The sequence below is a fragment of the Dyadobacter sp. genome, assembly GCF_039919315.1.
Taxonomy (GTDB): Bacteria; Bacteroidota; Bacteroidia; order Cytophagales; family Spirosomataceae; genus Dyadobacter.
Map to the genome: position 1 here is coordinate 24,832 of NZ_JBDSFX010000003.1, position 23,979 is coordinate 48,810.

Here is a 23,979-nt window from a genome sequence, read left to right on the forward strand (position 1 = left end):
AAAAGCTTCGCAAAACTACTTATTCTTCATCGTTGCAATATTAACAAATTGTTAAGCCATGATGACTTTTATGCAGTTTCTTTGTTCGCCAACTGGCCACAAGCCGCATCGATATCCTTACCTCTGCTGCGGCGCACGTGCACTGAAACCCCTCTGTCTTCCAGATATGCAGCAAATTTATCAAGACGATCAGCCTCCGTATTTTTAAAATCGGCTTCTGCGATAGGATTGTACTCAATGATGTTGACCCGGGCTGGAACGCGTTTGGTGAATTCCCAAAGCTCTTTCGCATCCTGCAAAGTATCATTGAAATTATTGAAAACAATGTATTCGAAGGTAATGCGGTTGCCTGTCTTTTTGTAAAAATAATTCAGGGCCTCGGCCAGGTTGTCCAGTGTGTTGGACTCATTGATGGGCATGATCTGGTTCCTTTTCTCATCATTAGCGGCGTGCAAAGAGAGCGCTAGACGAAACCGAACCTCGTCGTCACCCAGTTTTTTGATCATTTTGGCGATACCGGCAGTGGAAACCGTGATACGCTTGGGCGACATATTCAATCCCTCGGGTGAAGTAATGTGTTCAATGGATTGCAGCACATTCGCATAATTGAGCAACGGCTCGCCCATTCCCATGTAAACGATATTGGTCAATGGTGCACTGAAACTAGCCTCGGCCTGACGTGCGATGGCCACTACCTGATCGTAAATCTCCCCTGCTTCCAGGTTGCGTTTGCGGTCCATATAGCCCGTCGCGCAGAATTTGCAGGTGAGCGAGCATCCTACCTGGCTGCTGACACAGGCTGTCATCCGGTCGGTAGCAGGAATTAGAACGCCTTCTACCAGATTTCCGTCGAAAAGTTTGAATGCTGACTTAATGGTACCGTCGTTGCTTTGCTGTTGCTTGGCGACGCCCATTGAATGAATCAGGAAGTTATCGTTCATCAACTGGCGTGTGGCCAGCGACAAGTTGGTCATTTCATCAAATGAATGGGCGGATTTTTTCCAGATCCATTCGTGAATCTGTTTTGCCCTGAAAGCCTTCTCTCCGTGGTTAGTCATCCAGGTTTTGATCTGCTCGATGCTTAATTTCCGAATGTCCTGCTTATTCTGTAATTCCGTCATTTTTTCTTTTATATGTCAAATACGCCTGGTATTCAACCGATCTATTCGCAAAGGTACTGAAACTCAACAATGAAAGCTTAACCGTGTGCGGATTTTGAAAGTTCATTTGTCCAGATAATCCCTTTTCCACTCGCGGATCAACTCGGTACCGTCCGGCATGAGCGACAATGCTTTGGTAATGACATTGGGGGCGATGGGCACGACCAATGGATAAAGATAGGTATCATCTGTTCGGTGAGCCGGGATCTTCACCCCGATCGCATTTACCAGCCAGAAAAAAACACTGATCCCGAAAACCCAGGTAAATATGCCGACCATTGCGCCGGCAAAACTATCGAATGTGCCCAAAATCGAATATCGCAGCGATCTTCGGATCATGTAGCCAAATTGGTTCAGCAGAAAAATCGTAGGGAAGAATATCGCAGAAAATCCGATGTAAGGAAGGATTTTCCTGGCCGTACCATCACTGAAATAAGGGGTCAGGATTTCCATACCCAATCCCAGAAACTTGAAACCTAATATCATGGCTACCACAAGACCCGCAATACCAATGATTTCAATCAATAGGCCTTTGCGGTAACCATGTAATGCTCCCCAAAGCAGGGGAATGAGGATGAGTACATCCAATAACTTCATGCCAATAATCCCTTCACTAATGTGGAAACCACTCTGCCGTCGGCCTGTCCTGCTAATTCTTTGGTGGCAACGCCCATTACTTTGCCCATGTCTCCGGGTCCGGTCGCTCCCACGCGCGCAATAATTTCCTGTAACTTGGCTTTCACCTCGTCTTCGGTCAATTGTTTTGGAAGGAATTGTTCGATCACAGTTAGCTCTGCTTCTTCTTTTTCCAAAAGGTCCGGACGATTTTGAGCTTTGTAGATATCAGCAGATTCCCGGCGTTGTTTGGCAGCTTTGGTCAACAGTTTAAGTTCGTCATCCGCAGTCAGTTCGCCGGTTCCGCCGCCTTTTGTTTCGTCCAGCAGTATGAGTGATTTGATAGCGCGCAATGCACGTAATGTATCCTGATCTTTGGCCCGCATAGCATCTTTAATGCCTGATTCGACTTGGGTTTTTAGTGACATATGTTTTTAATTTTGAATTTTGACCGGGTCGCCGGTGCGATGACTGAATGAGTGAATGGCTAAATTTTGTATTGAGAATTTTAAATTTACCATTCGGGCTGCAAAGTTAGATGAATCCTCATAAATTGTGCCTATTAAGCCATTCAATCATTCTTTCAAATACTCAGCGCAGCAGCACCCGCACATTCAATCATTCAATCATTCAGTCATTCACTCATTCAAAATTAAAAAATGACCCGTCTTAGCGTTAACATCAACAAAATCGCCACGCTCAGGAATTCACGCGGAGGCGACAATCCCAATGTTTTGAAAGTGGCGCTGGATTGCGAGCGGTTTGGAGCCCAAGGAATTACGGTACATCCACGCCCCGACGAGCGGCACATTCGCTACCAGGATGTGTTTGATCTCAAAGAAGTGGTTACTACCGAGTTTAACATTGAGGGTAATCCTTCCGAAAAAAAGTTTGTCGAACTGGTTTTGGCCAACAAACCCGAACAGGTAACATTGGTACCGGATGCATTGCATGCGATCACTTCCAATGCGGGGTGGGATACGGTCAAAAACAGGAGTGAGCTTATTGATCTTGTACAAATATTCAAATCTGCTGGTATCCGGGTTTCGGTTTTCGTAGATCCAGATGAAAATATGGTGGAAGGAGCGAAAGTATGCGGCGCTGATCGCGTCGAACTTTATACGGAACCTTACGCGGCTGGTTACTTTGATAATAGACAAAAGGCCGTACTACCCTTTATCCGTGCCGCCGAAAAGGCAAAAGAAGTTGGACTGGGTTTAAATGCCGGCCACGACCTGAGCCTGGATAACCTTCATTTTTTGAAACAAAGCATCCCCTGGATGGATGAGGTTTCGATCGGGCATGCATTGATCTCTGATGCCTTGTACCTTGGTTTGGAGAATACGATTCAGATGTATTTGAGGGAACTGGAGTTGTAGTAAGACGGAAGAAGGAAGACTTGCCAAGTCTTAAAGACTTGGCAAGTCTTCCTCGTTTTGTTACCACCCTGTCCGGTATTCCCTTTTAACAAATTGATTGGCCATATCAAAATTAGTAATCTTCATATTAGCCCCATCCCAAATCAATTTTTGTCTCCCAGGAAAATTCACACCTTTCCCATCAGCCTTACTCTCTCGGTACAAATAGGATCTCACCGCCAGATTACCCATCAGTACAATTTCAGTTAATGGCCCCGATTGGTCGAAAGACGAACTCGTGTAAGCGCCGTAACCTTTTTTACAAGCCTGAACAAATTGCTGTTGGTGACCTTCCCAACTTCCCGGTACCAGTGCGCGGGGCTTCGTAGCTATTCTTACTGTTTCAAATTTCTTCTCAGGCCACAATGTTGGGTTTTCACCAAACATCTCAGCACTCAGTATTCCCTTGGTACCAATAAAAAGCATTCCGCCGTCCACCTTGCCAAACACCCTTTTATAATCACAGCCGTCGGGCAATTGCGGACGCATGCCTCCGTCGTACCAATTAAAACTTATTTCTTTTCCCGGAGTTTTGGAGGCGAACTTTAAATGTATGTTGGCAGAAGGCGGGCATACATCATCGAAAAACGCTTGCTGAAAAAAGTCAGCGTAAACTGACCCTACGCTACATTCAACCGAAGTAGGATATCCCAATTTCATCGCCCGGAACGGCACATCTATAAAATGGCAACCCATATCCCCCAGCGCCCCGGTGCCAAAATCCCAGTAACCGCGCCATCTGAAAGGCATATACGCCTCATGATAGTCGCGTTTGGGAGCGGTACCAAGCCATAAATCCCAATCCACACCGGCAGGAATTGGCTGCGATTCTCCTTTATCTTTGGGTGATTTCACACCTTGCGGCCAAACCGGGCGGTCCGTCCACACTTCAATCGTATGAACATCGCCGATTACACCGGACTGAACTAATGCTTCTGTTTGCCGGGTACCATCGCTGCTGCTGCCCTGGTTACCCATTTGGGTCACTACCTTGTACTTTTTGGCGGCCAATGTCAAATTTCTCGCTTCCCAAATGTCCTTCGTCAGCGGCTTTTCGACATATACATGCTTGCCGAGTTCAATGGCTGCCATGGCAATGGGAAAATGCATATGATCCGGCGTGGTGACAAACACCGCATCTATATTTTTGGCCTCCTTTTCAAACATCTTCCTGTAATCCTTATAATAGGGCGAATTAGGAAACTGCTTTCTATATTTCTCAGACTGCCGGTCGTCCACGTCGCATAACGCTACAAAGTTCTCGGCACCATTGTTATAAGCCATTCGGATATTCGTATCAGCCTTGCCACCACAGCCTACTGCCGCAATGTTCAGCTTATCGCTGGGCGGTATAAACCCTTTGCCCAGCACGTGACGGGGCACGATCATAAAGCTGCTCGCGGCCAATGCCCCCGCTTTTATAAAATCCCTGCGTTTGATATCCTTACTAGAAACCTCTTCCTGATTTTCCATGTGGTTGCAAAATTCGTTGGTGAAAGTTTAACCGGTTCACCAGGAAAAGACGGCCATTTTCAAAGACTACTATTTGCCCCCAAAAGTTTCAGCGATTTTCATGGCCACACCCATATCACCGTCTATTTTCAATTTTCCAGTCATCAGGGCCATCATGGCATTCAGGTCGCCGTCAAGCAGTTTTAATGCATTTTTAGTGGATACTTCGAAGGTGCAATCCGCTTCTACATCTTCATTGGAAACAGAATTTGGCACGGTTTTTCCGTCTACAAAGACACTGCCTTCTTCCGTCTTAAATTTGGCGGTTGCGCCCAGGCCGCTATCGGTGCCTAGTATATTTTTAATGCGGTCAGTCAGGATTTGAAGGCTCATAGTATTACCGTTTTTTACGTTGTTCTGATTTTTGGACTAAAATGACAAATGTATGTCCCCTTACAAGAATATTCAAATGCCTTTGGTGTTTTCATCTAAAACCACAAATTTTACATCCTTCATCAGAAAAATCTGCTGAGTTATTTTTTAGCAAATGAGTGCACCCGTGAATCGCCCAACGTTTCTTACCATATTGTGTTTCCTTACTTTTATGAGCGCCGTTTCAGGACTTTGGACCCAATCCGAAAGGTTATGGAACCCAGGAGTCATGGCCGACAAAACCAGAGAAACCTTTGAAGGTGTTCGCGAAAAACTGGACCAGCAATCTCCTACCGCAGATACCAAGACGATGGATGCCATGTTTGAAGCGGTTATTGAACAAACTACCGCTGATTCCATTAAGACAGGGGCGATCATCATGCTCATCTTCGAATCTCTTTCCCTATATGCTGCCTATCTGATGTGGAACCTCGAAAAAAAGGGTTTTTATCTTTATTTGGGAGGTATGGCGGTCGCTTTTCTGGCACCATTGATCATGATAGGCGGCTGGCTGGGCGTTATCACTGCGATGGCTGGCGTGTTTCTAAGCATTTTTATGATTATTATGTACGCTTTCAATCTGAAACACATGCAGTAAGCCTTTTTGGGCCACATTATTGCACGCTCTTTCGCTGCTTCTCTTGTCAATTATTGCAAATTGAATTATAAGGTCTTGCATTCCATGAAGAAAAGATTTTATTTTGCGGACTAATTTGAATCGAGATAATGGCTTTAATTAACAAAATCAGAGAAAAATCGGGGATCGCTGTGACGGTGATTGCTGTCAGTTTAATTCTTTTTATGGTCGGTGGCGACCTTTTAGGCCCTAATTCCATTCTAGGAGGCGGCAACAATCAGGTAGTTGGAGAAATTGCCGGAAAAGAAATTAACATCAAGGATTTTCAAAGCCGCGTGGATGGCTTTCGTCAAAATTATGAAGCACAGTCGGGCCGTAGCCTGAATGACAATGAACTTGCTTCTTTGAGAGACCAGGCCTGGAACCAGTTTGTAGTAGATATCGCTTACAAAAAACAGTTTGATGGTCTTGGACTTACCGTTACAGATCAGGAACTTGTTGACATGGTTCAGGGAAATCACATCAGCCCTTCGATTCTTCAGGCTTTTTCAGATCCTACCACCGGACGTTTCGATAAGACGGCGGTGATCAACTATCTGAAAAACCTCAAAACCCTACCCGTTGAACAACAAAAATCATGGGAAAACTTTGAGAAAAGTCTGCGTGAAGAACGCACCCGTGCCAAATATGAAAACCTTCTGAAGCTTTCAACCTATATCCCGAAAGCACAGTCTGAGAAAGAATATGTAGCGCAGAACTCGAAAGCCACTTTGCGTTATCTATATGTACCTTATTTCTCGGTTGTTGATACTACTATTAAAGTAACGGACTCTCAACTTGAATCATTCCTGAGTGCGCACCGTAAAGAATATAAAGGAACCGATACCCGTTCAATCGAGTACGTAACCTTCCCGATCCAACCTGCCAAAGACGATAGTGCAGCATTGTACACCGAGATCAAAGAATTGGCTCGTGGTCTTGCAACAGCTACCAACGATTCGGCTTTCGCAAGCATGAATTCAGACATTCCATTGCCGGTTAACAGGTCATTGGCCAACATGAGTGACCAATTGAAAGAAGCTGTAAAAACCTTCGTTCCTGGCGGCGTGTATGGCCCTTACCGCGAGGGTAACACTTATTACATTTACAAATATGGCGGCACCAAAGTAGATACCATTTCTTCTGCAAAAGCAAGCCACATTTTGATAGGTGCCGAAAATCAGTCGGACTCAGCCAAAGCTGCTGCCCGTACGAAAGCTGAAGGCATTCTGGCACAGATTCGTGCTGGTGCTAATTTTGAAGCATTGGCTGCTACTTCCAGCTCAGATCAGGGATCTGCCCAGCGTGGTGGTGATGTAGGCTATTTCCAGAATAACGGCGCAATGGTTAAGCCATTTGAAGAAGCTGTTTTCTCGGCAACTGCTCCCGGCCTGATCCCAAGATTGATCGAAAGCCAGTTTGGTTTCCACATTATCAAAGTAACTGATCCAAAATCGAATACATTATACCGCGTCGCAGCAATCGGCAAAACGATCGCTCCAAGCCAGGCTACCCGCGACGAAGCTTACAGAAAGGCAGACGAATTTGCTAACACTGTCAAAACCAAAGAACAGTTCGACGAAGCAGTTAAAAAGAACAAAGCGTTGGTAGTAGCTAATGCCAATCGCATTCCTGAGTCTGCGACGAACATTAATGCAATCCAGAATGGCCGTGATATCGTAAGATGGGCGTTCAAGGATGACTCGAAAATCAACTCCGTTTCCCAGGTTTTCGAAACCGAAGAGCAATACATTGTCGCGGTACTGGTTGGCAAATCAGATGCGAAAGATGTAAAAGTAGAAGATTTCCGCGACGAGCTGACTACCAAAGTACGTAACCAGATCAAGTCTGATCAAATCACTGCCAAGCTGAAAGGCGCGACAGGAGACCTGGAAAGCATTGCGAAGAAATACGGTGCAGGTGCCTTGGTTGAATCAGCTACTGATATTTCACTGGCTACCGGCTTCCTTACCAGCGCTGGTTTTGATCCGATCGCATTAGGAAAAGCATTCGGCTTGAAACCTGGCCAGAAGTCAGGTGTATTCACCGGCGAGAATGGTGTTTTCATCATGGAACTCATCAACAAAACAGACGCTCCTAAAATCGCTGACTTTACGCAATACAAAACGCAGCTTACCCAATCATTGGAAAGCCGTATGTCGTACCTGGTGAATGAAGCGATTCGTGAGCATGCGAAAATCGAAGACCGCCGTGCTAAGTTCTTTTGATCAGGCATAAAAAATATTTGAGAAAGAGGAGCAGAATTCATTTCTGCTCCTCTTTTTATTTACACTGCAATATTTTCAAAAAAAAGTAATAGTATTGCAGTATAAAATGTCAATAATACACTTAATAATCAGTAAGGGACATTTTGACAGAATAAGATTGAAATTTCTTTGAAAAATTACAGAACGATTAACTAAAACACAATGAGCATTCTACTCGGAGAACAGGAGTACTTTAAAGGAATCGGAAAAATTGGTTTTGAAGGCCCTGAAACGGATAACCCCCTGGCTTACCGGTTCTATGATGAAAACCGTATCGTAGCAGGCAAAAGCATGAAGGAACATCTTCGTTTTGCTATTGCCTACTGGCACACTTTCTGCGGATCAGGAAATGATCCTTTCGGAGGTCAGACTCTTTTTTACCCATGGGACAAAAAAGCGGATGCTGTTGACCGTGCGAAAGACAAGGCTGACGCTGCATTTGAATTGATTACAAAACTAGGTACACCTTATTATTGCTTCCACGACGTAGATGTGGTTGACTATGCTGACGATGTCCGCACCAACGAAAAACGTTTGCAGGCATTAACAGCTTATTTGGGGGAAAAACAAAAAGCTTCCGGCGTGAAATTGCTTTGGGGAACTGCAAATTTGTTCAGTCACCATCGTTATATGAACGGAGCCTCTACCAACCCTGACTTTGATGTGGTTTCACATGCAGGAGCACAGGTAAAAATGGCACTGGATGCTACTATTGCATTAGGTGGCGAAAACTACGTGTTCTGGGGTGGTCGTGAAGGGTATATGACGTTGCTGAACACGGATATGAAGCGTGAGCAGGAGCATTTTGCACAAATGCTTAAAATGTCGGTAGCCTATGCCCGTGCCAATGGTTTCAAAGGTAAGTTCTTCATCGAACCTAAGCCTTGTGAGCCTACCAAACACCAGTACGACTATGATGCAGCAACCGTTATCGGTTTCCTTCGTCAGCACGACTTATTGGGTGACTTTGCATTGAACCTGGAAGTGAACCACGCTACATTGGCTGGACATACATTCGAGCACGAACTGCAAGTGGCTGTTGACGCTGGTATTTTGGGCTCTATCGATGCAAACCGTGGAGATTATCAAAACGGATGGGATACAGACCAGTTCCCTAACGACATCGCAGAATGGACAAAAGCATTGCTCGTTATCCTGAAAGGTGGCGGATTGCAAGGTGGTGGTATCAACTTTGATGCAAAACGCCGTCGTAACTCGACCGATGTTGAGGATGTATTCCACGCACACATTGGTGGTATCGACACGGTTGCAAGAGCATTGATCGTGGCTGACAAAATCATTCAGAATGGCGAATACGACAATATCCGTACAAACCGTTACGCCAGCTTTGATGGCGGTAAAGGCGCTGACTTCGAAAAAGGCGCATTGAAACTGGAAGATCTGTTCGAACTGGCAGCCAGCAAAGGCGAACCGGCAACTACTTCCGGCAGACAGGAATATCTTGAAAACCTGATCAATAAGTTTATCTAGGACAATGTTAAACGAGAAAAGCCAGCCTTCGACTTCGCTCAGGCTGGCTTTTCTCGTTTAAATCTGACCACATAGTCACTTACTTTTCAACGGTTTAATACCCGGCATTTTGTTTCAGACTCGTATTATTCCTGATTTCCGAAGTCGGGATCGGGAATAGTAATTCACGTTCTGTTATGGTAGGACCGTAAGTAAACTTGTGTCCAACATAATTTTCAAAAGCCTTGGTTTTAACATTGTATGCTTTGCGCAACCTGGCCATATCAAACCAGGTAATGTTCTCGAAACACAGCTCGTGCCAGCGTTCTGTCCAGATCGCCTCGCGCAATTTGTCTTTGGCGAGACCTGCTAATGCCGGTAGCTGGGCGCGCGTTCTGATTGCGTTAACAGCTTCCAATACTTTGGCGGAAGGACCCTCAACTTCATTGGCAGCCTCCGCGTAGGTCAGTAAAACATCTGCATATCTGATCACCGACCAGTTCAGGTCACTGTTTGCAGTACTGGTTTGGGCCACGTTATCAAAATGTTTGTAGATAAAATATCCTCCGAGATCCACTTCTTTGGTACGATCTGTCTCATTAGTGAATTTGGTATAGAAAAACTGCTTCTCCTTAATCCGCAGATCAGCCGCATCGTACGATTTTACAAAATCAGCTGTCGAGTAAATTCCGCCCGTCTCATCCGAATATTGCGAAATGTTCTTGTTGTAAGGAATGATCGACACCTGCCAGTTGGAAGGAAGGAGCTGAGTACGGAACTGGATCATAAAGATATTTTCCTCCACATTCTTTTTAACAGGGTTGTGCAGATCATCGTAAGTAGCAAAAAGTTTGAATTGTTTTGAATCAATCACCTCGGCCGCTTTTGCTGCAGCCAGCGTGTAATGTGAAGCACCTTTTTGCAATGGAAAACCAGCCATAGTAAGATAAACCTGCGACAACAATGATTTCACAGCACCCAGGCTCACTTTCCCCGTCGCGTCCACCCATGGCAAGCCGGATTCTTCCGCTAATTTCAAATCGGCTACAATCAGGTTGTAAACTTCCTCAACCGGCGCAGCAGCTGGCTTCAATTGATCCGATGTAAGATCCACGGCTTTGGTCACCAGCGGAATGTTTCCAAACATGCGAACGAGGTTGAAATAATACCAGGCCCTGAGAAAATAGGCTTCCCCAAGCAGCTTTTTCACCTCTGCCGGATTCATTGCTGGAATCGTTGGCACTTTTTCTATCGAAAGATTGGCGCCCGCGATCCCTCTGTAATAAGACGCCCAGTAGGTTTGACCGTATCCATTATCGGATGTATTACGCAGGTCCTTAATAAAATAGCTGTTCACAGCCTGACCCAAATCTGTCGCAGCAAGACCGGTCGCAAACTCGGTCATCATCCAGGGACCGCCACCAAATCCACTGCCGAGCGGGTCACGCATTGGCGCGTAGATCGCGCTCACCGAGCTTCTCCCGTGTGCAGGTTGCGTAAAATAGTTTTCTACCGTAAAGTTACTGGGGTCGGATTCGTCCAGGAAGTCACTGCATCCTGTTGCCCAGAATATGCTCAGAAGAGTTGTGAGCAGACCGATTTTTGTTGATATTTTATTCATTTTACTTCAAGTAAGAGTCTGTAAGGATTTTATAAGCCAATGTTCAAACCGAGCATGAATACGCGTGGCTTTGGATAATCGTACAAGCCAAATCCCTGGTCAAATGGAGATCCTGAGTTAGAAACTTCCGGGTCATAACCTTTGTATTTTGTCATCACAAAGAAGTTTTGAACCGAACCATAAACCCTTAACCGATCCAGTTTAAGCTTGGAAACGATTGAAGCAGGGAATGTGTAGGCAAGCAGCAGATTCCTGCCACGGATAAAGGACGCATCGGTAACCTTGTGGCTATCATTGTTGGTTGTATAATATGCATTGATCGGGCGGACCTGCGCGATAGGCGTGTTCTGGTTGGTTTCTGTCCAGGCGTTCAGCACCGTTTTGTAGCTGTTCGCGATGCCTTGTCTGTCTTCCGCTGAGTGGATACTTCTGTCAAGGACATCATTGCCGTACATATATTGCAAATCAACTGTCAAAGACAATGCTTTGTACTGGAATGTGTTTAAGAATGTTCCAAAGCCATCAGGAATACCTTTTCCAATGATCGCACGGTCATTATCATTGATCGTTCCGTCTTCGTTAAGGTCTTTGTATTTCACATCACCAGGCAGCATGTTGTACTTTTTAGCCTGTTCCACTTCTGCAGTAGACCATGTTCCTTCATGAACACGTCCAAAGAATGCGCCTACCGGCTCTCCTACCCTCACAATCGTGTTTCCGGAGAAAATGTCACTGCCTCCAGAGAGCGCAAGCACTTTGTTTTTATTGATAGAAATATTGAATGTTGTGCTCCACGAAAAGTCGCCTGCTTTAATGTTGGTGGAATTCAGTGCAAATTCAACTCCCTTGTTCTCCATGCTTCCGATGTTAGTAAAAATGCTTCCGTAACCGCTGCTCAGTGGCAATGGTGCATCCAGCAACATTTCGTTCACTTTTCTTCTGTAAAGATCTAGTTCAAAACTAAGTCTGTTTGAAAACAATCCCAGTTCTATACCGAAGTCAACCTGCTGTGTTTTTTCCCATTGCAAGTTTGAGTTTGACATACGTCCTACCCCAGTTCCAATGTTACGAACACCGCCGAAAATCACGTCATAGCTTCCCATACCAGCCAAAGCGCGGTAAGCAGGAATTTCCGAGTTTCCGGTTGCTCCATAGCTCGCCCGGATTTTCAAGTTTGAGATAGTAGGCACATTTTTGAGGAATTCCTCTTCGCTAACCCGCCATGCAACGGCTGCGGAAGGGAAGAACGCGTAACGGTTGGCATCCCCGAATTTGGAAGATCCATCGATACGACCGGTGAATGTTACGAGATACTTGTCCAGTAAGCTATAATTAAGCCTCGCGAAATAAGAATTAAGCCCGTAAGCAGTTGCATTGGAAGACGGAGCAAGTGCTGTGGCTCCTGCTCCCAGGTTATTATACTGAAAATACGTATCAGTGAAATTCTGGCTTCTTGCTGCATTATCGAAACGATCCACGTGCTGCCACGACAAACCGAGCATGGCATTCACAGAGTGTATTTTAGCAAATTGCTTGGAATAGGTCAGGTAATTTTCAAACTGCCATGAATTGAAACGTCTGCTGGTCACCGAAGCGTCGCCATTATTTGAAATGTATTGAAGACCTGCTGCTGCGAAATAATCTTCACGCTGATTGATCACATTCGTTCCTACCGTTGACCTGAAATCAAGCCCGTCTGCAAGTCTGATGCTTGCGAACATGTTTCCAAGCATGGTTTGTGTACGCAGATAGAAAAGGCGTTCTGCTACTACCCGCAGTGGGCTGTCGCCACCTTCCATTCCCGGATAATCTCGGTTACTGGCCCATTTTCCGTCTGGATATTTTACTGGGATGATAGGCAATGCTTCCAAAACCTGGCGCATTGCTGTAATTCCACCGCCTCCAAGCTGGTCAATTTGCTTTTCGTTCTGGTCTGTATAACCCAATGTTCCACCCACTTTCAGCCAGCTTTTGATTTGGCTATCGAAGACAAAACGACCTGCAAAACGTTTCTGCCACGATTCGCGGGCAATTCCATTTTCATTACGGTAATTTAAAAAAGCGCCGTAGCTGCCTTTTTCACTTCCACCTGTCAAACCAAGCTGATGGTTTTGGGTAAATGCTTTTTGGAATGTTTCATCCTGCCAATCGGTATCGTAAAGTGGGTTACCACTTGAATCAAACAACAACGGATTGGTCCGCTTCAATTTAGGATCTGTGTATTTTGTTCCGGTTGCCCAGCCCACAGGATCGTATTTTGCCGCATTGGCATAAATCGTTTCCTCAACCTGCAAAAATTCCTTTGAATTCAATACAGGCAATTTCTTGGGAACCACACCTACACTAAAATCGCTATCATAAGTAACTTTTCCACCCGCTGCAGTTCCGCGTTTGGTCGTCACCAAGATAACACCATTCGCACCACGCGCACCATAAATGGCTGTGGATGAAGCATCTTTAAGTACTTCAATGGATGCAATGTCATTCGGGTTAATGTAATCAATGGGCGTACTTCCGTTTCCTAGTTCCACAGCATTCAAAATCACCCCGTCAATCACATACAAAGGATTATTTGACACACTGATCGAGCTCGCTCCACGGATACGGATATTCGCACGACCACCCGGACGACCCGAGTTGGAAGAAACGTTAACCCCGGCAATACGGCCCGAAAGTCCCTGGTTCAGCGAAGAAGCCGGGCGTTCCTGCAACACGTCTCCCTTAATGGTACCCACAGCCCCGGTAAGATCTGATTTTCTTACGCTACCGTAACCCACGACCACGATCTCGTCCAGCGCGTTTTCGTCAGGTGCCAGACTCACTTTAATGTCAGACTGGTTTCCCACATTGACTTCCTGCGACTTATATCCTACGAAACTGAACACAAGCACATGCTGGCTGCCGTCCGGGATCTCCAATGTAAAATCGCCACCTGCCCCGGAAGAAGTGCCCCGCTGTGTTCCTTTGAGTACCACGCTCACACCTGGCAAGCCGCTTCCCGATTCATCCGAAATCACCCCTTTCACTGTTCTGTCCACCATTTGCTGGGGCATAGTCTGCGTGACGGGACTTTCGTTGGTCAATGTCTGATCTGGTAAAGCCCCCGATTCTTTACTTTCTTCTTTAACCGGGGCGACTTCCTTTACTTTGTCTTCTGTTACTACGAAAGTATTTTTTCGCGTCTTTTTATATTTCAGGCCATTACGTCCCAATACAATGTCCAGATTCTTTTCAATGGGCTGGGTCAGGTCAAGCACGCTGGCCATGACATTCATGGAACCCACCAGTCGGTCCTCAAAAACGATTTCAACGCCGTAATGCTTTTGAAGATCAAGCAGTACATTTTTGAGCTTCATTTCTTGTCTGACAGTGCTATGCTGGCTTGGCGGCATAGATGCGAAGGCAATAACCTGAGAGCGGGCGACTTGTGGACATTGCGTCATGAGCACAAGCCCTATTCCCACCCATTGCTTAGCTGATAGCGTTAGATTCATAGTTAAGTGGTTTATGGATATTAGTTATTCATTAAAAGAGTAGTATTTCCGTTTTGCTCAACCTTCATGTCCAGCACTTCTGAAATGGTTTTCAAAAGTTCGTCGGCATTTTTGGTTTTGAAATTCCCCGTGATGGTCCTGTTGGCTACATTGGAATCAGAAAGCACCACTTTCTGGCCAAAATTCTCTTCGATCATCGCAATGATCTCGTGTACCGCAGTAGCATTAAACACGTAGCGCTGTTCCTTCCAGGCTGCGAAAGTTTTGATATCCTGTTGCCTTTCGAGTTGTACAGCCCCGCTTTGGTCCAGGAATGCCAGGTCACCCGGCTTCATCATTACTTCCTTCCGTTCGTTATTTTGCGAATAATCAATCCGCACGCTTCCACATTTCAGGGCCACTTTGGTACCTCTTGGCCGGGCAAAGACCGAGAAAGTAGTACCCAGTACTTCCACCTGAAACTGCTCCGATGTTTTCACCACAAACCGCTTGTTATCAATGGTATGGCTCACCGAAAATTCTGCCTCGCCTTCCAGTATCACTTCCCTCACATCATTGTCGAAACCTAAACGGGGGATTTTCAACTTGGAATTGGAGTTCAGCGCTACTTTGCTGCCGTCTTCCAGGTACACGTCGGTCGTTTGTCCATAGGCAGTCTGATAGGATTTGTACTGGATCGGTTCACGAAACCACCAGCCGCAGCTCACCAGTAATGTCACGGAGGCGGCGATCAGCCAAAGGCGGCTACCCCGGTTTGGCATGAACATCGTAGGTTTCGGTTCGTCAGCAAGTCGCTGTTGCACCGTGCTGATGTCAGAATCCAGGCGATGGAGCAGGTGCTCAATCGCTACGTCCTGGTCGGGAATAAACTGGGGACATTTGGTCTCGTATTCCATTAACCATTGATGGAATACTTCGGAATTCTCCTTTTCGACGATCCAATCCTCCACTTGCTGCCTTTCCAGCGGATTGGCTCGCCCCGCCAAATACTCAAAAAGAGTATACTTCGATATTATTGTTTTCATTTTGCTTTCAATCCAGGTACAACACAGGCCGTTACAAGCTATTTTCAGATTTCGATGATGCCGCTCAGAAGGGTCAGACCAATGGAGATCATCCATTCGCCGTTCAGAGCGGATCTTAGGTGTTTCAATGCTTTGGATATATGCACCTCTACCGTTTTGGGTGATATGTGCAGCTCATCCGCTATTTCGTGGTATTTTTTATTTTCAAACCGGCTGAGCAGAAAGACTTTCTGGCATTGCGTAGGCAGCCGGGCAATGACTTCATTGACCTTCAGAAAGAGATTATTGTAGTGAATCTCCGCGTCAGGTTGCTGGTGGTAGGTACAAATGGTGTATTCGTTAGTGATGTCAAGCGTGTCCATTTTTCCGAACTCTCGACGCATATACGTATAGCATTCGTTACGCACGGACCTGAACAGGTAGCTCGTATAGGAAGAGTTAATGTTCTCGTAAGCTTTGGTGCGGTAAAATTGGAAGAAAACTTCACTCACCAGATCCTCCGCAATTTGTTTGGAATATACAAATCGCACCGCGTGGCTGCATAGCGGGTTATAAAAACGCCTGAATAGCAATTCCAGGCCTTTCGAAGGGTTTTGCTCGAACGTCGTCTTTAAAAATACAGCCGAATCAATTTCATTTGCACCAACCTTATTTTCATGTAAAGGTGACACAAATGGACTTGAACGCTTCGTTTCGGTGTTAAGCAAAGGATCTTGCATTGAGTCTTTATTTATGTAATAATAGAAAGACTTTTTTGTACTTGAATCCCCTTACTCTTGTTTTAAAAAAACTAAAACATTTTTTTATTATATCAGGATAACACCTCTCACAGCAAAAAGGCTGCCATTCTGAAAATGACAGCCCATTAATAAAAATATAGACGCTACAAGTTCTTCGCCTTCATTTGCTTCACCGCATAATCCACCGCTCTGGCCGAAAGCGCCATATAGGTCAGCGATGGGTTTTGTGTGGATGTGGAAGTCATACAAGCACCATCCGTTACAAATACGTTCTTGCAAGCATGCAACTGGTTCCATTGGTTCAGCATCGACGTTTTCGGGTCTTTCCCCATTCTTACGCCGCCCATTTCGTGAATGTCGTTACCAGGGTTTCTATGTCCGTCATGCGATTTTACATTCTTGAAACCAGCATTGGTAAACATTTCGCTCACCTGCTCCACATAGTCCTTGATCATCTTCTCGTCGTTATCATCGTAACCCACCGAGATTTTGAGCTGGGCAATGCCGAAAGGATCTTTCAGGTCTTTGTCCAATGCTACGTAGTTGCTTTCCTTTGGAATAGTCTCGCCCATCATGTGCGATCCTACACTCCAATTGCCATATTTAGTCTCTTGAAGGCTCGCTTTTAATGATTCTCCAAGTCCGTTACGATCCGAATATGTATTTCTGTTAGCTCCAAAACCCGCTGCATAACCTCTCAGAAAGTCTGTTTCCTGCTTGTACACATTACGGAACCTTGGAATGTAGCCGCTATTCGGACGTTTGCCGTCGGTAGTAGAGTCCAGGAAGCCTTCATACTCACCGGAAACGCTCGCTCGGTAGTTGTGGAATGCCACATACTTACCCAGTACGCCGCTGTCATTTCCCAGTCCGTTGGGGAAACGCGAAGATGTTGAATTGAGCAACACCAGATTTGAATTCAATGCAGCTGCATTGACAAAAATTATGTCTGCATAAAACTCCATCATTTGCTTCGTGGTAGCGTCAATCACACGTACACCCGTCGCTTTTTGCTTTTTGTCGTCGTAAATAATCGAATGCACAACCGAATGCGGGCGCATTGTCAAATTCCCGGTTTTCATCGCCCAGGGAATGGTAGACGAATTACTGCTAAAATAGCCTCCAAACGGACAGCCACGTTCGCACATGATCCTGTGCTGGCATTTAGCACGCCCCTGATCGAGGTGGATCTGCTGCGGATCGGTGATATGCGCTGCACGGCCAATGATGATATGGCGGTCCTTATATTGTTTCCCAACCTGCTCCTTGAAATATTTTTCAACGCAGTTCAGATCGTGCGGCGCCAGGAACTCGCCGTCAGGTAATGTGTCAATGCCGTCTTTATTACCGGTAATACCTGCGAATTTCTCCACGTGGCTGTACCAGGGCGCAATGTCGTCGTAACCGATCGGCCATTCCACTGCAAATTTATCACGGGCTGGCCCTTCAAAGTCGTACTTACTCCAGCGCTGTGTCTGACGCGCCCATAGCAGCGACTTACCTCCTACCTGATACCCCCGTATCCAGTCAAATGGCTTTTCCTGTACGTAAGGGTGCTCATTATCCTTTGCGAAGAAATGGGCAGATGACTCTTTGAAATTATAACATCTGCTGGCAATCGGATTTGCGTCGGTGACTTCTTTGGGTAGACGCTCGCGGTGTTCAAACTCCCACGGCATCATGTTGGTGGTGGGGTAATCCTTAATGTGCTGCACATCGCGGCCACGTTCCAGTACCAGGGTTTTAAGTCCTTTTTCAGTCAGTTCCTTAGCCGACCAGCCGCCGCTGATTCCTGAGCCAATGACAATGGCATCATACGTGCGGGCTTTTTTACTATCAATATTGAAATTCGCCATAATTAATCTTAGAAGAAATGAGGAGAATGGGATTTGAGGCCCATTATCCTTTTTTAATGGGTACACAGCCATGGTAACGTGCCGGAACCATCTCGTAATGCGTAATATTCGTCATGACATATTCAGATGTCATATAACCCTGTATCGTCAGGTTTTTGACCAAGCCCAAAAACGCTTTCTGGCTTGCGTCACTACCTTTTTCGATATCCTGCAAAAGCTGCAATTTCTGATCCTTCCCGGCATCCGCGTAAGATTTACCAAAACGCTGGATACTCTGCTCGTCGAGGTTAGAAACACCGCTGGCCAGACTGGCCTGGGCTTTGCTGTCATAGCAGTCTTTCACCATTTTTTGGACAAAATCACCCACACCCAGCTCTCCTGCTCCCGGCGTATCGGTTTTAGGAATAATCGCTTCCACCATTGCCGCCAGGTTTTTCGACTGATCCGCAGAAAGCAATCTTCCTTTCGGCAACGATCCTTTGCTCCATCCGGATGCCCAGGCAGGCAAACCCGTCATTGCGCCGATGGCAACTGCCATACTTTGAAGCGCTACGCGTCTTTCCATTTCTTTTATCTTTTAATGTTAAGTTAAATTTTCTGTCATGCATTGTCATTTGTCGTAATGCACCGTCCCTACTTTTATCATGACAACACATGACCATTTCATGACTACCATCTGACCATTTACATGATGCCTTCAGCGCTACTCTTCCAGAAAATCCAGGTCGCGTCCGTGCGTTTCAGGTATGGTGATGATGCAAAAAATACCAATCACAAAACAGATCAATCCTACTAATGCGCCGGAATTAATCACTGAAAATGACTCTTTAAAAGTAGCGAATAAAGTTGTCATTAACACAACAGTTCCTCTCACCATATTCGGGACGGTAGTAGCCGCCGTAGCACGTAAATTAGTTCCAAACTGCTCAGCACCAATGGTTACGAACATCGCCCAGTAACCGATCCCGAAGCCCAATAAGGCTGCGACCGTATATAAATGACTAACTGTCTTGATTCCCGCAAACAGATAAACACCGCTCCATACCAACGTAAAAAGCATCAGATAAAGTACAGCTTTCTTACGCGATTCGAGCCAGTGACTCAGGAACCCGCTCGCCAGGTCGCCCATGGAAAGCCCCACATAGCACCACATGATCGAAAGTCCGGGTTTCACCGCTTCCGTAAGTCCCAGGGCTTTTCCAAACTCATTACTAAAAGTGGCCAGGATACCGATCACAAACCAGGTAGGCAAGCCGATACCAATGCATTTCAAATACCTGAACAGCCTGTCTTTATTGGTAAAAAGCGCAAAGAAGTTACCTTTCTGAACGTGTTTCTGGTTTTTCAGATCTTTGAATATCCCTGACTCAAACACACCGATACGTAACAGCAACAGAGAAATCCCCAAACCACCTCCGATGAAGTATGCATAACGCCAGTCAAAAAACTCCACGGTAAAATAGGCCACCACCGCTCCCAGCAGGCCAATTCCGGCCACAAGCGACGTACCGATGGCACGCAACTCTTTGGGAAGGATTTCTGAAACCAGGGTGATACCGGCCCCGAGCTCTCCCGCCAGCCCGATTCCGGCAACGAAACGAAGTAGTTTGTAAACATCAGGGTCCTGCACAAATCCGCAGGCAATGTTGGCCAGTGAATAAGTGATGATGGAGCCAAATAAAACTGACAACCTGCCTTTTTTATCACCCAAAACACCCCAGAGTATCCCTCCGAGCAACAAACCGGTCATCTGCCAGTTGAGAATGCTGGCGCCGGTAAGGGAAATTTCCGATTCCGAAAGCCCGAGCGAGGCGAGACTGGGTAACCGGACAATGCCGAACAGCAGCAGATCATATATGTCAACAAAGTAACCTAGGGCTGCAACTATAACCGGCGCACTAAAAAGGTGAGAAGCATCTGAACGAGGTGCTGAAAGGGTCGTCATTTCTGTTTGTATGGGTTTCATCGGAATTAGTGCAATATTATGCAAATAGCCGGACATAAGACCGGCTATTTGTTCGTTAATTTCTAAAATTTAAAGAGAAAGTTGTGTTTAAAGACAATACAATCATGACTTTTACAATTCCAGTTTCTGCTTGTCTTTCAAAAGCTGTTCTTTCAGTTTGGCGTAATCTACGTCCTGTACCGACACCTTGCGATTGATCGCCTGTACCGCTGCGGACGCTGCGCTTTGGCCCAGGATCATGAACACCGGTTCCATGCGTATCGAACCGAATGCAATGTGTGAGCTGGACAGGCAAAGTGGCGCGAACAGATTTTGGCATTCCTCTTTTTTCGGAACAATCGAGGCATAAGAAATGCTGTAAGGCTTCTTGGGATGCACGCCAATGTCACCTTCATTCTGCACAAACCCATCGGCTTTCACGTATCGCTGCGCATTATGTGCGTCCAATGAGTAAGATCCCATTCCAATGGACTGAGAAACGGGCGTCTTGCCAAGCGTTTCATTTTCTGTCATCACGCCCAACCCGATCATACGCCGCGCTTCACGAACGTAGATCTGGTGTGGCCAGCCACCGTTATCCTTGAATTCATCTTTTGGTAACCCCCATTTTTTCATCTCAGTCTGCACATCCGCAGGAACCCTTGGATCATTAGCCAGGAAATACATTAATCCTTTCTGATAAAGCTCATGATCGCGGATAATCTCTTTTCTTCTTTCATAAGTCGCGTCCGGGTAGTCGTAATTCATCCCAATGTAATCCGTGCTGAAAGGTCCGTGGTTGTTGGTATCGGTCTTTTTGTTGGGGATAGGGTCGTATTTGTTGAATGTTTCTGTCCAGCCTGCTTTGTAAACCCTGGCCAGCAGCTCGTACTTGGCGGCATCGTAGCCTTCCGGTTTAGGGAACGGAATGCGGTTATCAGGGTTTGATGAAAGGCACATTCGGAAGCAGTAAGCCTGTATTTTGTTGTCACCGCTGCCATTCCTGGCTATTTTTTCAGCAGAAACATAGGGTAGCAAACCGCTTTTGGGATCTCCCTCCACTTTGTAAGGACTAATGTTATTTTTGAAGTAATGGCCATGCTGAAAAACTTCCGCCTGCACACCATTCCATTCTTCATTATACACACTGTTTGCCTCTCTGCCTACATGGTATTTTACTCCGGCAGAAGCCATCAAATCACCTTCATAGGTAGCGTCGATAAACATTTTACCTTTGAATGTCTTTCCGCTCAGCGTTTTGAAAGAAACGATTCGGCCATTCATTTTCACCAAACCTTTACCTCTGTCCAACCATTCATCGCGGTAGATCTTCACATTGTTTTCTTTCACAAAATCTTCAAAAACCTTCTCAGCAACACTTGGTTCAAATATCCACATGGTCCGGTCGGCACCGTCCATGGCGGGTGTGCCTTGTCCTTTGTTACCATATTCCTCTTTTTTCTGCCATTTCCAGGCATCGGGTTTGTCATAATGCATGAACACGCGATGGTAGAACTCCCGGGCAAGCCCGCCGATCACGGACTTATCACCTGTGTCCGTGAAACCGAGGCCTCCTGCCGACAGCCCGCCAAGATGCTTGTCCGGCGATACAACGATCACCGACTTGCCTTCCTTGATCACCTGCACGGCGGCAGTCACGGCACCGGAAGTCCCGCCGTAGACGATGACGTCGGCCTCATAAGTTTCAGCGTCAGATTTATTTTGGGCAAAACCATTTATAGCATTAGTAAACCAAAACAATGCGGTTAACGTAAACAGAAAAAGTAATTTTCTCATTAATGGATCATATTAGGATTTAGAAATTATTTTGAATCAGGAACAAACAGAATGGCATCTGCAACGACAGCACCTTTTTCACCTTCCGATGAAATACTAACCTGCGAATTGCTGCCTTTTGGAAGATTATATTTCCCAAGATTATACCATTCTCCCGAAGTCTGCCCTTCCACGACAATATCGCTTTCTTTGACTGTAATGTTCTTCACTTCCTTGCCATAAGTTACGGATAGCTTCATCTCCGGGGCCAGTTTCGCAACCTTTGGAAAATAAACATATACATTGTAAGCTTTGGAAACCGGTATATCAGGCGTAAAAGTGACTGTGCCTGGATTGGTATCACCATCCTTGGTAGAAAGGAACGAAGGGCCATAACCTCCTTTTTTTACAGTTGACCAGCCACCTTTCACCGTAACGTGACCGGTATCCTCATTATCCACCAAAATCTCAGGTGTTCCGCCATTCACGAGGGGATCGGCCTTCAATTTCGCTTGTAACTGAGCAATATTGACCTTTTGTACAGCTACTTTTGAATCAATAGCCATCACCGCAGCCACAGCCGCCGACTGCGCGAGTACCATAAACACTGGCTCCATGCGGATCGACCCGTAGGCAATGTGCGTGGCAGACAAGCAAACAGGCACCAGCAGATTAGTACATTCCTTTTCTTTCGGAACAAGCGAACCGTAAGCGATCGGATATGGGCCAAATCCTCCGATTTCAACATTACCTTCATTTTTCGCCATTCCCTTCACCACAATGCGCTGAATGTTATGGGAATCCATCGTATAAGCAGCCATTCCAACACCATCTTTCACCACTTCCTTACCTTCACAATTGGCCTGCGTCATCACGTAATTCCCAATCATTCGTCTCGCCTCACGTACATATAGTTGCGGCGACCAGTTGCCCGTGTCGGTATACTCGTCCTTCGGATAGCCCCATTTCAGCATTGCCTCCTGAATTTCTGCGGGTACCCGGGGATCGCGGCCGAAGAAGTAAAGCAGCCCTTTTGTGTACGTTTCGTGCGCTTTAATGATCTTTTCCCGCGTTTCATAATTCCCGTCCGGGTAGTCGTAATTCATACCGATCATATCCGTCGAAAACCCGCCTTTGTTATTAATGTCCGTTTTACTGTTGGGCATTTTGCTCCATATAAAATAGTCAGTGAGCTTCTTCTTCTCGGGATGCGCCTGAATAAGTCTTGCAAGAAGCTCATAGTGAGCAGGATCGTAGCCTTCTGGTTTGGTAATGGTAACCATGTTGTTTGGGTCCGAAGAAAGGCAAATGCGGTAATTGTACGCCTGGACTTTCTTGTCGCCGGAGCCGGTTTCATCCAGTTTTCCGCTGGAAACTCCCCAAAGCAAACCACTTTCCGGCTTGCCAACGGTTTTGTACGGATCAATGCCATCTGGGATCTGGTGACCGGTCATCAACTGCACACCATTAATCGTCTCATTGTAATCCGCATTGGCTTCACGGCCTACTGCATATTTCACATTAGCCTTCGCCATCAGATCGCCTTCATAGGTACAATCCATAAAGACTTTTGCCGAAACAACACGGTTCGTTTTGGCCTCCGGTTTAATGCTGTTTTCGAGTACAATCGATTTGATATCCGTCCCTGATTTCGTCAGATCTTTAATTCTGCTGTGATAAACCACACGGATTCCCGCCTCATCGAGATACTGCTGCAAATACTTTTTGGCAATGTGCGGCTCAAAAGTCCATTGCTCGAACTTCCCGTAATGCTTGCCAATCCTACGATAAAAGTCTCTTGACAGACCGTTAATCGCATATTTATTGCCAATGTCGGTATAACCCAAACCACCGGAAGTCATACCGCCAAGATGGTTACCCGGCTCAATCAACAACACTGATTTACCCATTTTCTTAGCAGTAAAAGCAGCGATCACACCGGCGGAAGTGGCTCCATAAATACAAATATCCACTTGCTCGGGAGGCGGTGTACCGGGCCGAAACCCGGATAAAAGGAATGCGATGAAACAGGCGACCTGTACTAATATTTTGCTCATACTCTATTGGTTTAAGTCGATCAGATAAGTGGGTA

At 46.0% G+C, this 23,979-nt stretch carries 18 protein-coding genes; 4 read left to right on the top strand and 14 right to left on the bottom strand.

All coding sequences use genetic code 11. The annotated features are described in order from the left end of the window. Nucleotides 1-68 precede the first annotated feature (68 nt). The 3 genes from rlmN to ABIO93_RS01795 all read right to left on the bottom strand — a co-directional run bounded on the left by rlmN (nt 69) and on the right by ABIO93_RS01795 (nt 2,203). Nucleotides 69-1,121 (bottom strand): 23S rRNA (adenine(2503)-C(2))-methyltransferase RlmN, encoded by a 1,053-nt coding sequence (gene rlmN / locus ABIO93_RS01785; protein ID WP_348063784.1) that lies wholly within the window; start codon nt 1,119-1,121, stop codon nt 69-71. 102 nt (nt 1,122-1,223) lie between these two features. Then, nucleotides 1,224-1,757: a CvpA family protein gene (locus tag ABIO93_RS01790; RefSeq protein WP_348063786.1), complete on the bottom strand. Its 534-nt coding sequence runs from the start codon at nt 1,755-1,757 to the stop codon at nt 1,224-1,226. Beyond that, nucleotides 1,754-2,203, bottom strand: a complete 450-nt coding sequence (locus tag ABIO93_RS01795; RefSeq protein ID WP_348063788.1) for a GatB/YqeY domain-containing protein — start codon at nt 2,201-2,203, stop codon at nt 1,754-1,756. Before ABIO93_RS01795 ends, ABIO93_RS01790 begins: the two co-directional genes overlap by 4 nt. Nucleotides 2,204-2,434: 231 nt before the next feature. Here ABIO93_RS01795 and ABIO93_RS01800 point away from each other — a divergent pair, with 231 nt between their 5' ends. After that, a complete protein-coding gene (locus ABIO93_RS01800; RefSeq protein WP_348063790.1) occupies nt 2,435-3,154 on the top strand; it encodes a pyridoxine 5'-phosphate synthase in 720 nt (239 codons plus the stop codon). Nucleotides 3,155-3,214: 60 nt separating this feature from the next. Here the strand turns inward: ABIO93_RS01800 and ABIO93_RS01805 are convergent, their stop codons facing one another. Together ABIO93_RS01805 and ABIO93_RS01810 are read right to left on the bottom strand one after the other, a co-directional pair. Then, complete coding sequence (locus ABIO93_RS01805) at nt 3,215-4,666, bottom strand: Gfo/Idh/MocA family oxidoreductase (protein ID WP_348063792.1); 1,452 nt, start codon at nt 4,664-4,666, stop codon at nt 3,215-3,217. A gap of 69 nt (nt 4,667-4,735) precedes the next feature. Beyond that, entirely contained in the window at nt 4,736-5,038 is a 303-nt protein-coding gene (locus tag ABIO93_RS01810; RefSeq protein WP_348063794.1) for an SCP2 sterol-binding domain-containing protein, read from the bottom strand. Between the two features lie 211 nt (nt 5,039-5,249). Here ABIO93_RS01810 and ABIO93_RS01815 point away from each other — a divergent pair, with 211 nt between their 5' ends. The 3 genes from ABIO93_RS01815 to xylA all read left to right on the top strand — a co-directional run bounded on the left by ABIO93_RS01815 (nt 5,250) and on the right by xylA (nt 9,451). Beyond that, nucleotides 5,250-5,675, top strand: coding sequence for a hypothetical protein (locus ABIO93_RS01815; protein ID WP_348063796.1), 426 nt, complete (start codon nt 5,250-5,252; stop codon nt 5,673-5,675). Nucleotides 5,676-5,803: 128 nt separating this feature from the next. Next, nucleotides 5,804-7,921, top strand: a complete 2,118-nt coding sequence (locus ABIO93_RS01820) for a SurA N-terminal domain-containing protein (protein WP_348063798.1) — start codon at nt 5,804-5,806, stop codon at nt 7,919-7,921. Nucleotides 7,922-8,122: 201 nt separating this feature from the next. Then, nucleotides 8,123-9,451 (top strand): xylose isomerase, encoded by a 1,329-nt coding sequence (gene xylA, locus ABIO93_RS01825; RefSeq protein WP_348063800.1) that lies wholly within the window; start codon nt 8,123-8,125, stop codon nt 9,449-9,451. 94 nt (nt 9,452-9,545) lie between these two features. Here xylA and ABIO93_RS01830 read toward each other — a convergent pair whose 3' ends face one another. The 9 genes from ABIO93_RS01830 to ABIO93_RS01870 all read right to left on the bottom strand — a co-directional run bounded on the left by ABIO93_RS01830 (nt 9,546) and on the right by ABIO93_RS01870 (nt 23,944). Beyond that, a complete protein-coding gene (locus tag ABIO93_RS01830; protein WP_348063802.1) occupies nt 9,546-11,051 on the bottom strand; it encodes a RagB/SusD family nutrient uptake outer membrane protein in 1,506 nt (501 codons plus the stop codon). 29 nt (nt 11,052-11,080) lie between these two features. Then, complete coding sequence (locus ABIO93_RS01835; RefSeq protein ID WP_348063804.1) at nt 11,081-14,545, bottom strand: SusC/RagA family TonB-linked outer membrane protein; 3,465 nt, start codon at nt 14,543-14,545, stop codon at nt 11,081-11,083. Nucleotides 14,546-14,565: 20 nt separating this feature from the next. Further along, nucleotides 14,566-15,570, bottom strand: a complete 1,005-nt coding sequence (locus ABIO93_RS01840; protein WP_348063806.1) for a FecR domain-containing protein — start codon at nt 15,568-15,570, stop codon at nt 14,566-14,568. A 44-nt stretch (nt 15,571-15,614) separates the two neighbouring features. Next, nucleotides 15,615-16,289: an RNA polymerase sigma-70 factor gene (locus ABIO93_RS01845; protein ID WP_348063808.1), complete on the bottom strand. Its 675-nt coding sequence runs from the start codon at nt 16,287-16,289 to the stop codon at nt 15,615-15,617. A gap of 164 nt (nt 16,290-16,453) precedes the next feature. Next, nucleotides 16,454-18,166, bottom strand: a complete 1,713-nt coding sequence (locus ABIO93_RS01850) for a GMC family oxidoreductase (RefSeq protein ID WP_348063810.1) — start codon at nt 18,164-18,166, stop codon at nt 16,454-16,456. A gap of 43 nt (nt 18,167-18,209) precedes the next feature. Next, the gene (locus ABIO93_RS01855) at nt 18,210-18,731 is read right to left on the bottom strand and encodes a gluconate 2-dehydrogenase subunit 3 family protein (protein WP_348063812.1); all 522 of its coding nucleotides are present in this window, start codon (nt 18,729-18,731) and stop codon (nt 18,210-18,212) included. Between the two features lie 138 nt (nt 18,732-18,869). After that, nucleotides 18,870-20,132 (bottom strand): MFS transporter, encoded by a 1,263-nt coding sequence (locus ABIO93_RS01860; protein WP_348063814.1) that lies wholly within the window; start codon nt 20,130-20,132, stop codon nt 18,870-18,872. Between the two features lie 111 nt (nt 20,133-20,243). Further along, nucleotides 20,244-21,908 (bottom strand): FAD-dependent oxidoreductase, encoded by a 1,665-nt coding sequence (locus ABIO93_RS01865; protein ID WP_348063816.1) that lies wholly within the window; start codon nt 21,906-21,908, stop codon nt 20,244-20,246. Between the two features lie 26 nt (nt 21,909-21,934). After that, a complete protein-coding gene (locus ABIO93_RS01870) occupies nt 21,935-23,944 on the bottom strand; it encodes an FAD-dependent oxidoreductase (RefSeq protein WP_348063818.1) in 2,010 nt (669 codons plus the stop codon). Nucleotides 23,945-23,979: the final 35 nt, after the last annotated feature.

Excerpts from the sequence above, each read along its gene's own strand:
- rlmN (WP_348063784.1), bottom strand. The coding sequence starts at position 1,121 with ATGACGGAATTACAGAATAAGCAGGACATTCGGAAATTAAGCATCGAG.
- ABIO93_RS01790 (WP_348063786.1), bottom strand. The coding sequence starts at position 1,757 with ATGAAGTTATTGGATGTACTCATCCTCATTCCCCTGCTTTGGGGAGCA.
- ABIO93_RS01795 (WP_348063788.1), bottom strand. The coding sequence starts at position 2,203 with ATGTCACTAAAAACCCAAGTCGAATCAGGCATTAAAGATGCTATGCGG.
- ABIO93_RS01800 (WP_348063790.1), top strand. The coding sequence starts at position 2,435 with ATGACCCGTCTTAGCGTTAACATCAACAAAATCGCCACGCTCAGGAAT.
- ABIO93_RS01805 (WP_348063792.1), bottom strand. The coding sequence starts at position 4,666 with ATGGAAAATCAGGAAGAGGTTTCTAGTAAGGATATCAAACGCAGGGAT.
- ABIO93_RS01810 (WP_348063794.1), bottom strand. The coding sequence starts at position 5,038 with ATGAGCCTTCAAATCCTGACTGACCGCATTAAAAATATACTAGGCACC.
- ABIO93_RS01815 (WP_348063796.1), top strand. The coding sequence starts at position 5,250 with ATGAGCGCCGTTTCAGGACTTTGGACCCAATCCGAAAGGTTATGGAAC.
- ABIO93_RS01820 (WP_348063798.1), top strand. The coding sequence starts at position 5,804 with ATGGCTTTAATTAACAAAATCAGAGAAAAATCGGGGATCGCTGTGACG.
- xylA (WP_348063800.1), top strand. The coding sequence starts at position 8,123 with ATGAGCATTCTACTCGGAGAACAGGAGTACTTTAAAGGAATCGGAAAA.
- ABIO93_RS01830 (WP_348063802.1), bottom strand. The coding sequence starts at position 11,051 with ATGAATAAAATATCAACAAAAATCGGTCTGCTCACAACTCTTCTGAGC.
- ABIO93_RS01835 (WP_348063804.1), bottom strand. The coding sequence starts at position 14,545 with ATGAATCTAACGCTATCAGCTAAGCAATGGGTGGGAATAGGGCTTGTG.
- ABIO93_RS01840 (WP_348063806.1), bottom strand. The coding sequence starts at position 15,570 with ATGAAAACAATAATATCGAAGTATACTCTTTTTGAGTATTTGGCGGGG.
- ABIO93_RS01845 (WP_348063808.1), bottom strand. The coding sequence starts at position 16,289 with ATGCAAGATCCTTTGCTTAACACCGAAACGAAGCGTTCAAGTCCATTT.
- ABIO93_RS01850 (WP_348063810.1), bottom strand. The coding sequence starts at position 18,166 with ATGGCGAATTTCAATATTGATAGTAAAAAAGCCCGCACGTATGATGCC.
- ABIO93_RS01855 (WP_348063812.1), bottom strand. The coding sequence starts at position 18,731 with ATGGAAAGACGCGTAGCGCTTCAAAGTATGGCAGTTGCCATCGGCGCA.
- ABIO93_RS01860 (WP_348063814.1), bottom strand. The coding sequence starts at position 20,132 with ATGAAACCCATACAAACAGAAATGACGACCCTTTCAGCACCTCGTTCA.
- ABIO93_RS01865 (WP_348063816.1), bottom strand. The coding sequence starts at position 21,908 with ATGAGAAAATTACTTTTTCTGTTTACGTTAACCGCATTGTTTTGGTTT.
- ABIO93_RS01870 (WP_348063818.1), bottom strand. The coding sequence starts at position 23,944 with ATGAGCAAAATATTAGTACAGGTCGCCTGTTTCATCGCATTCCTTTTA.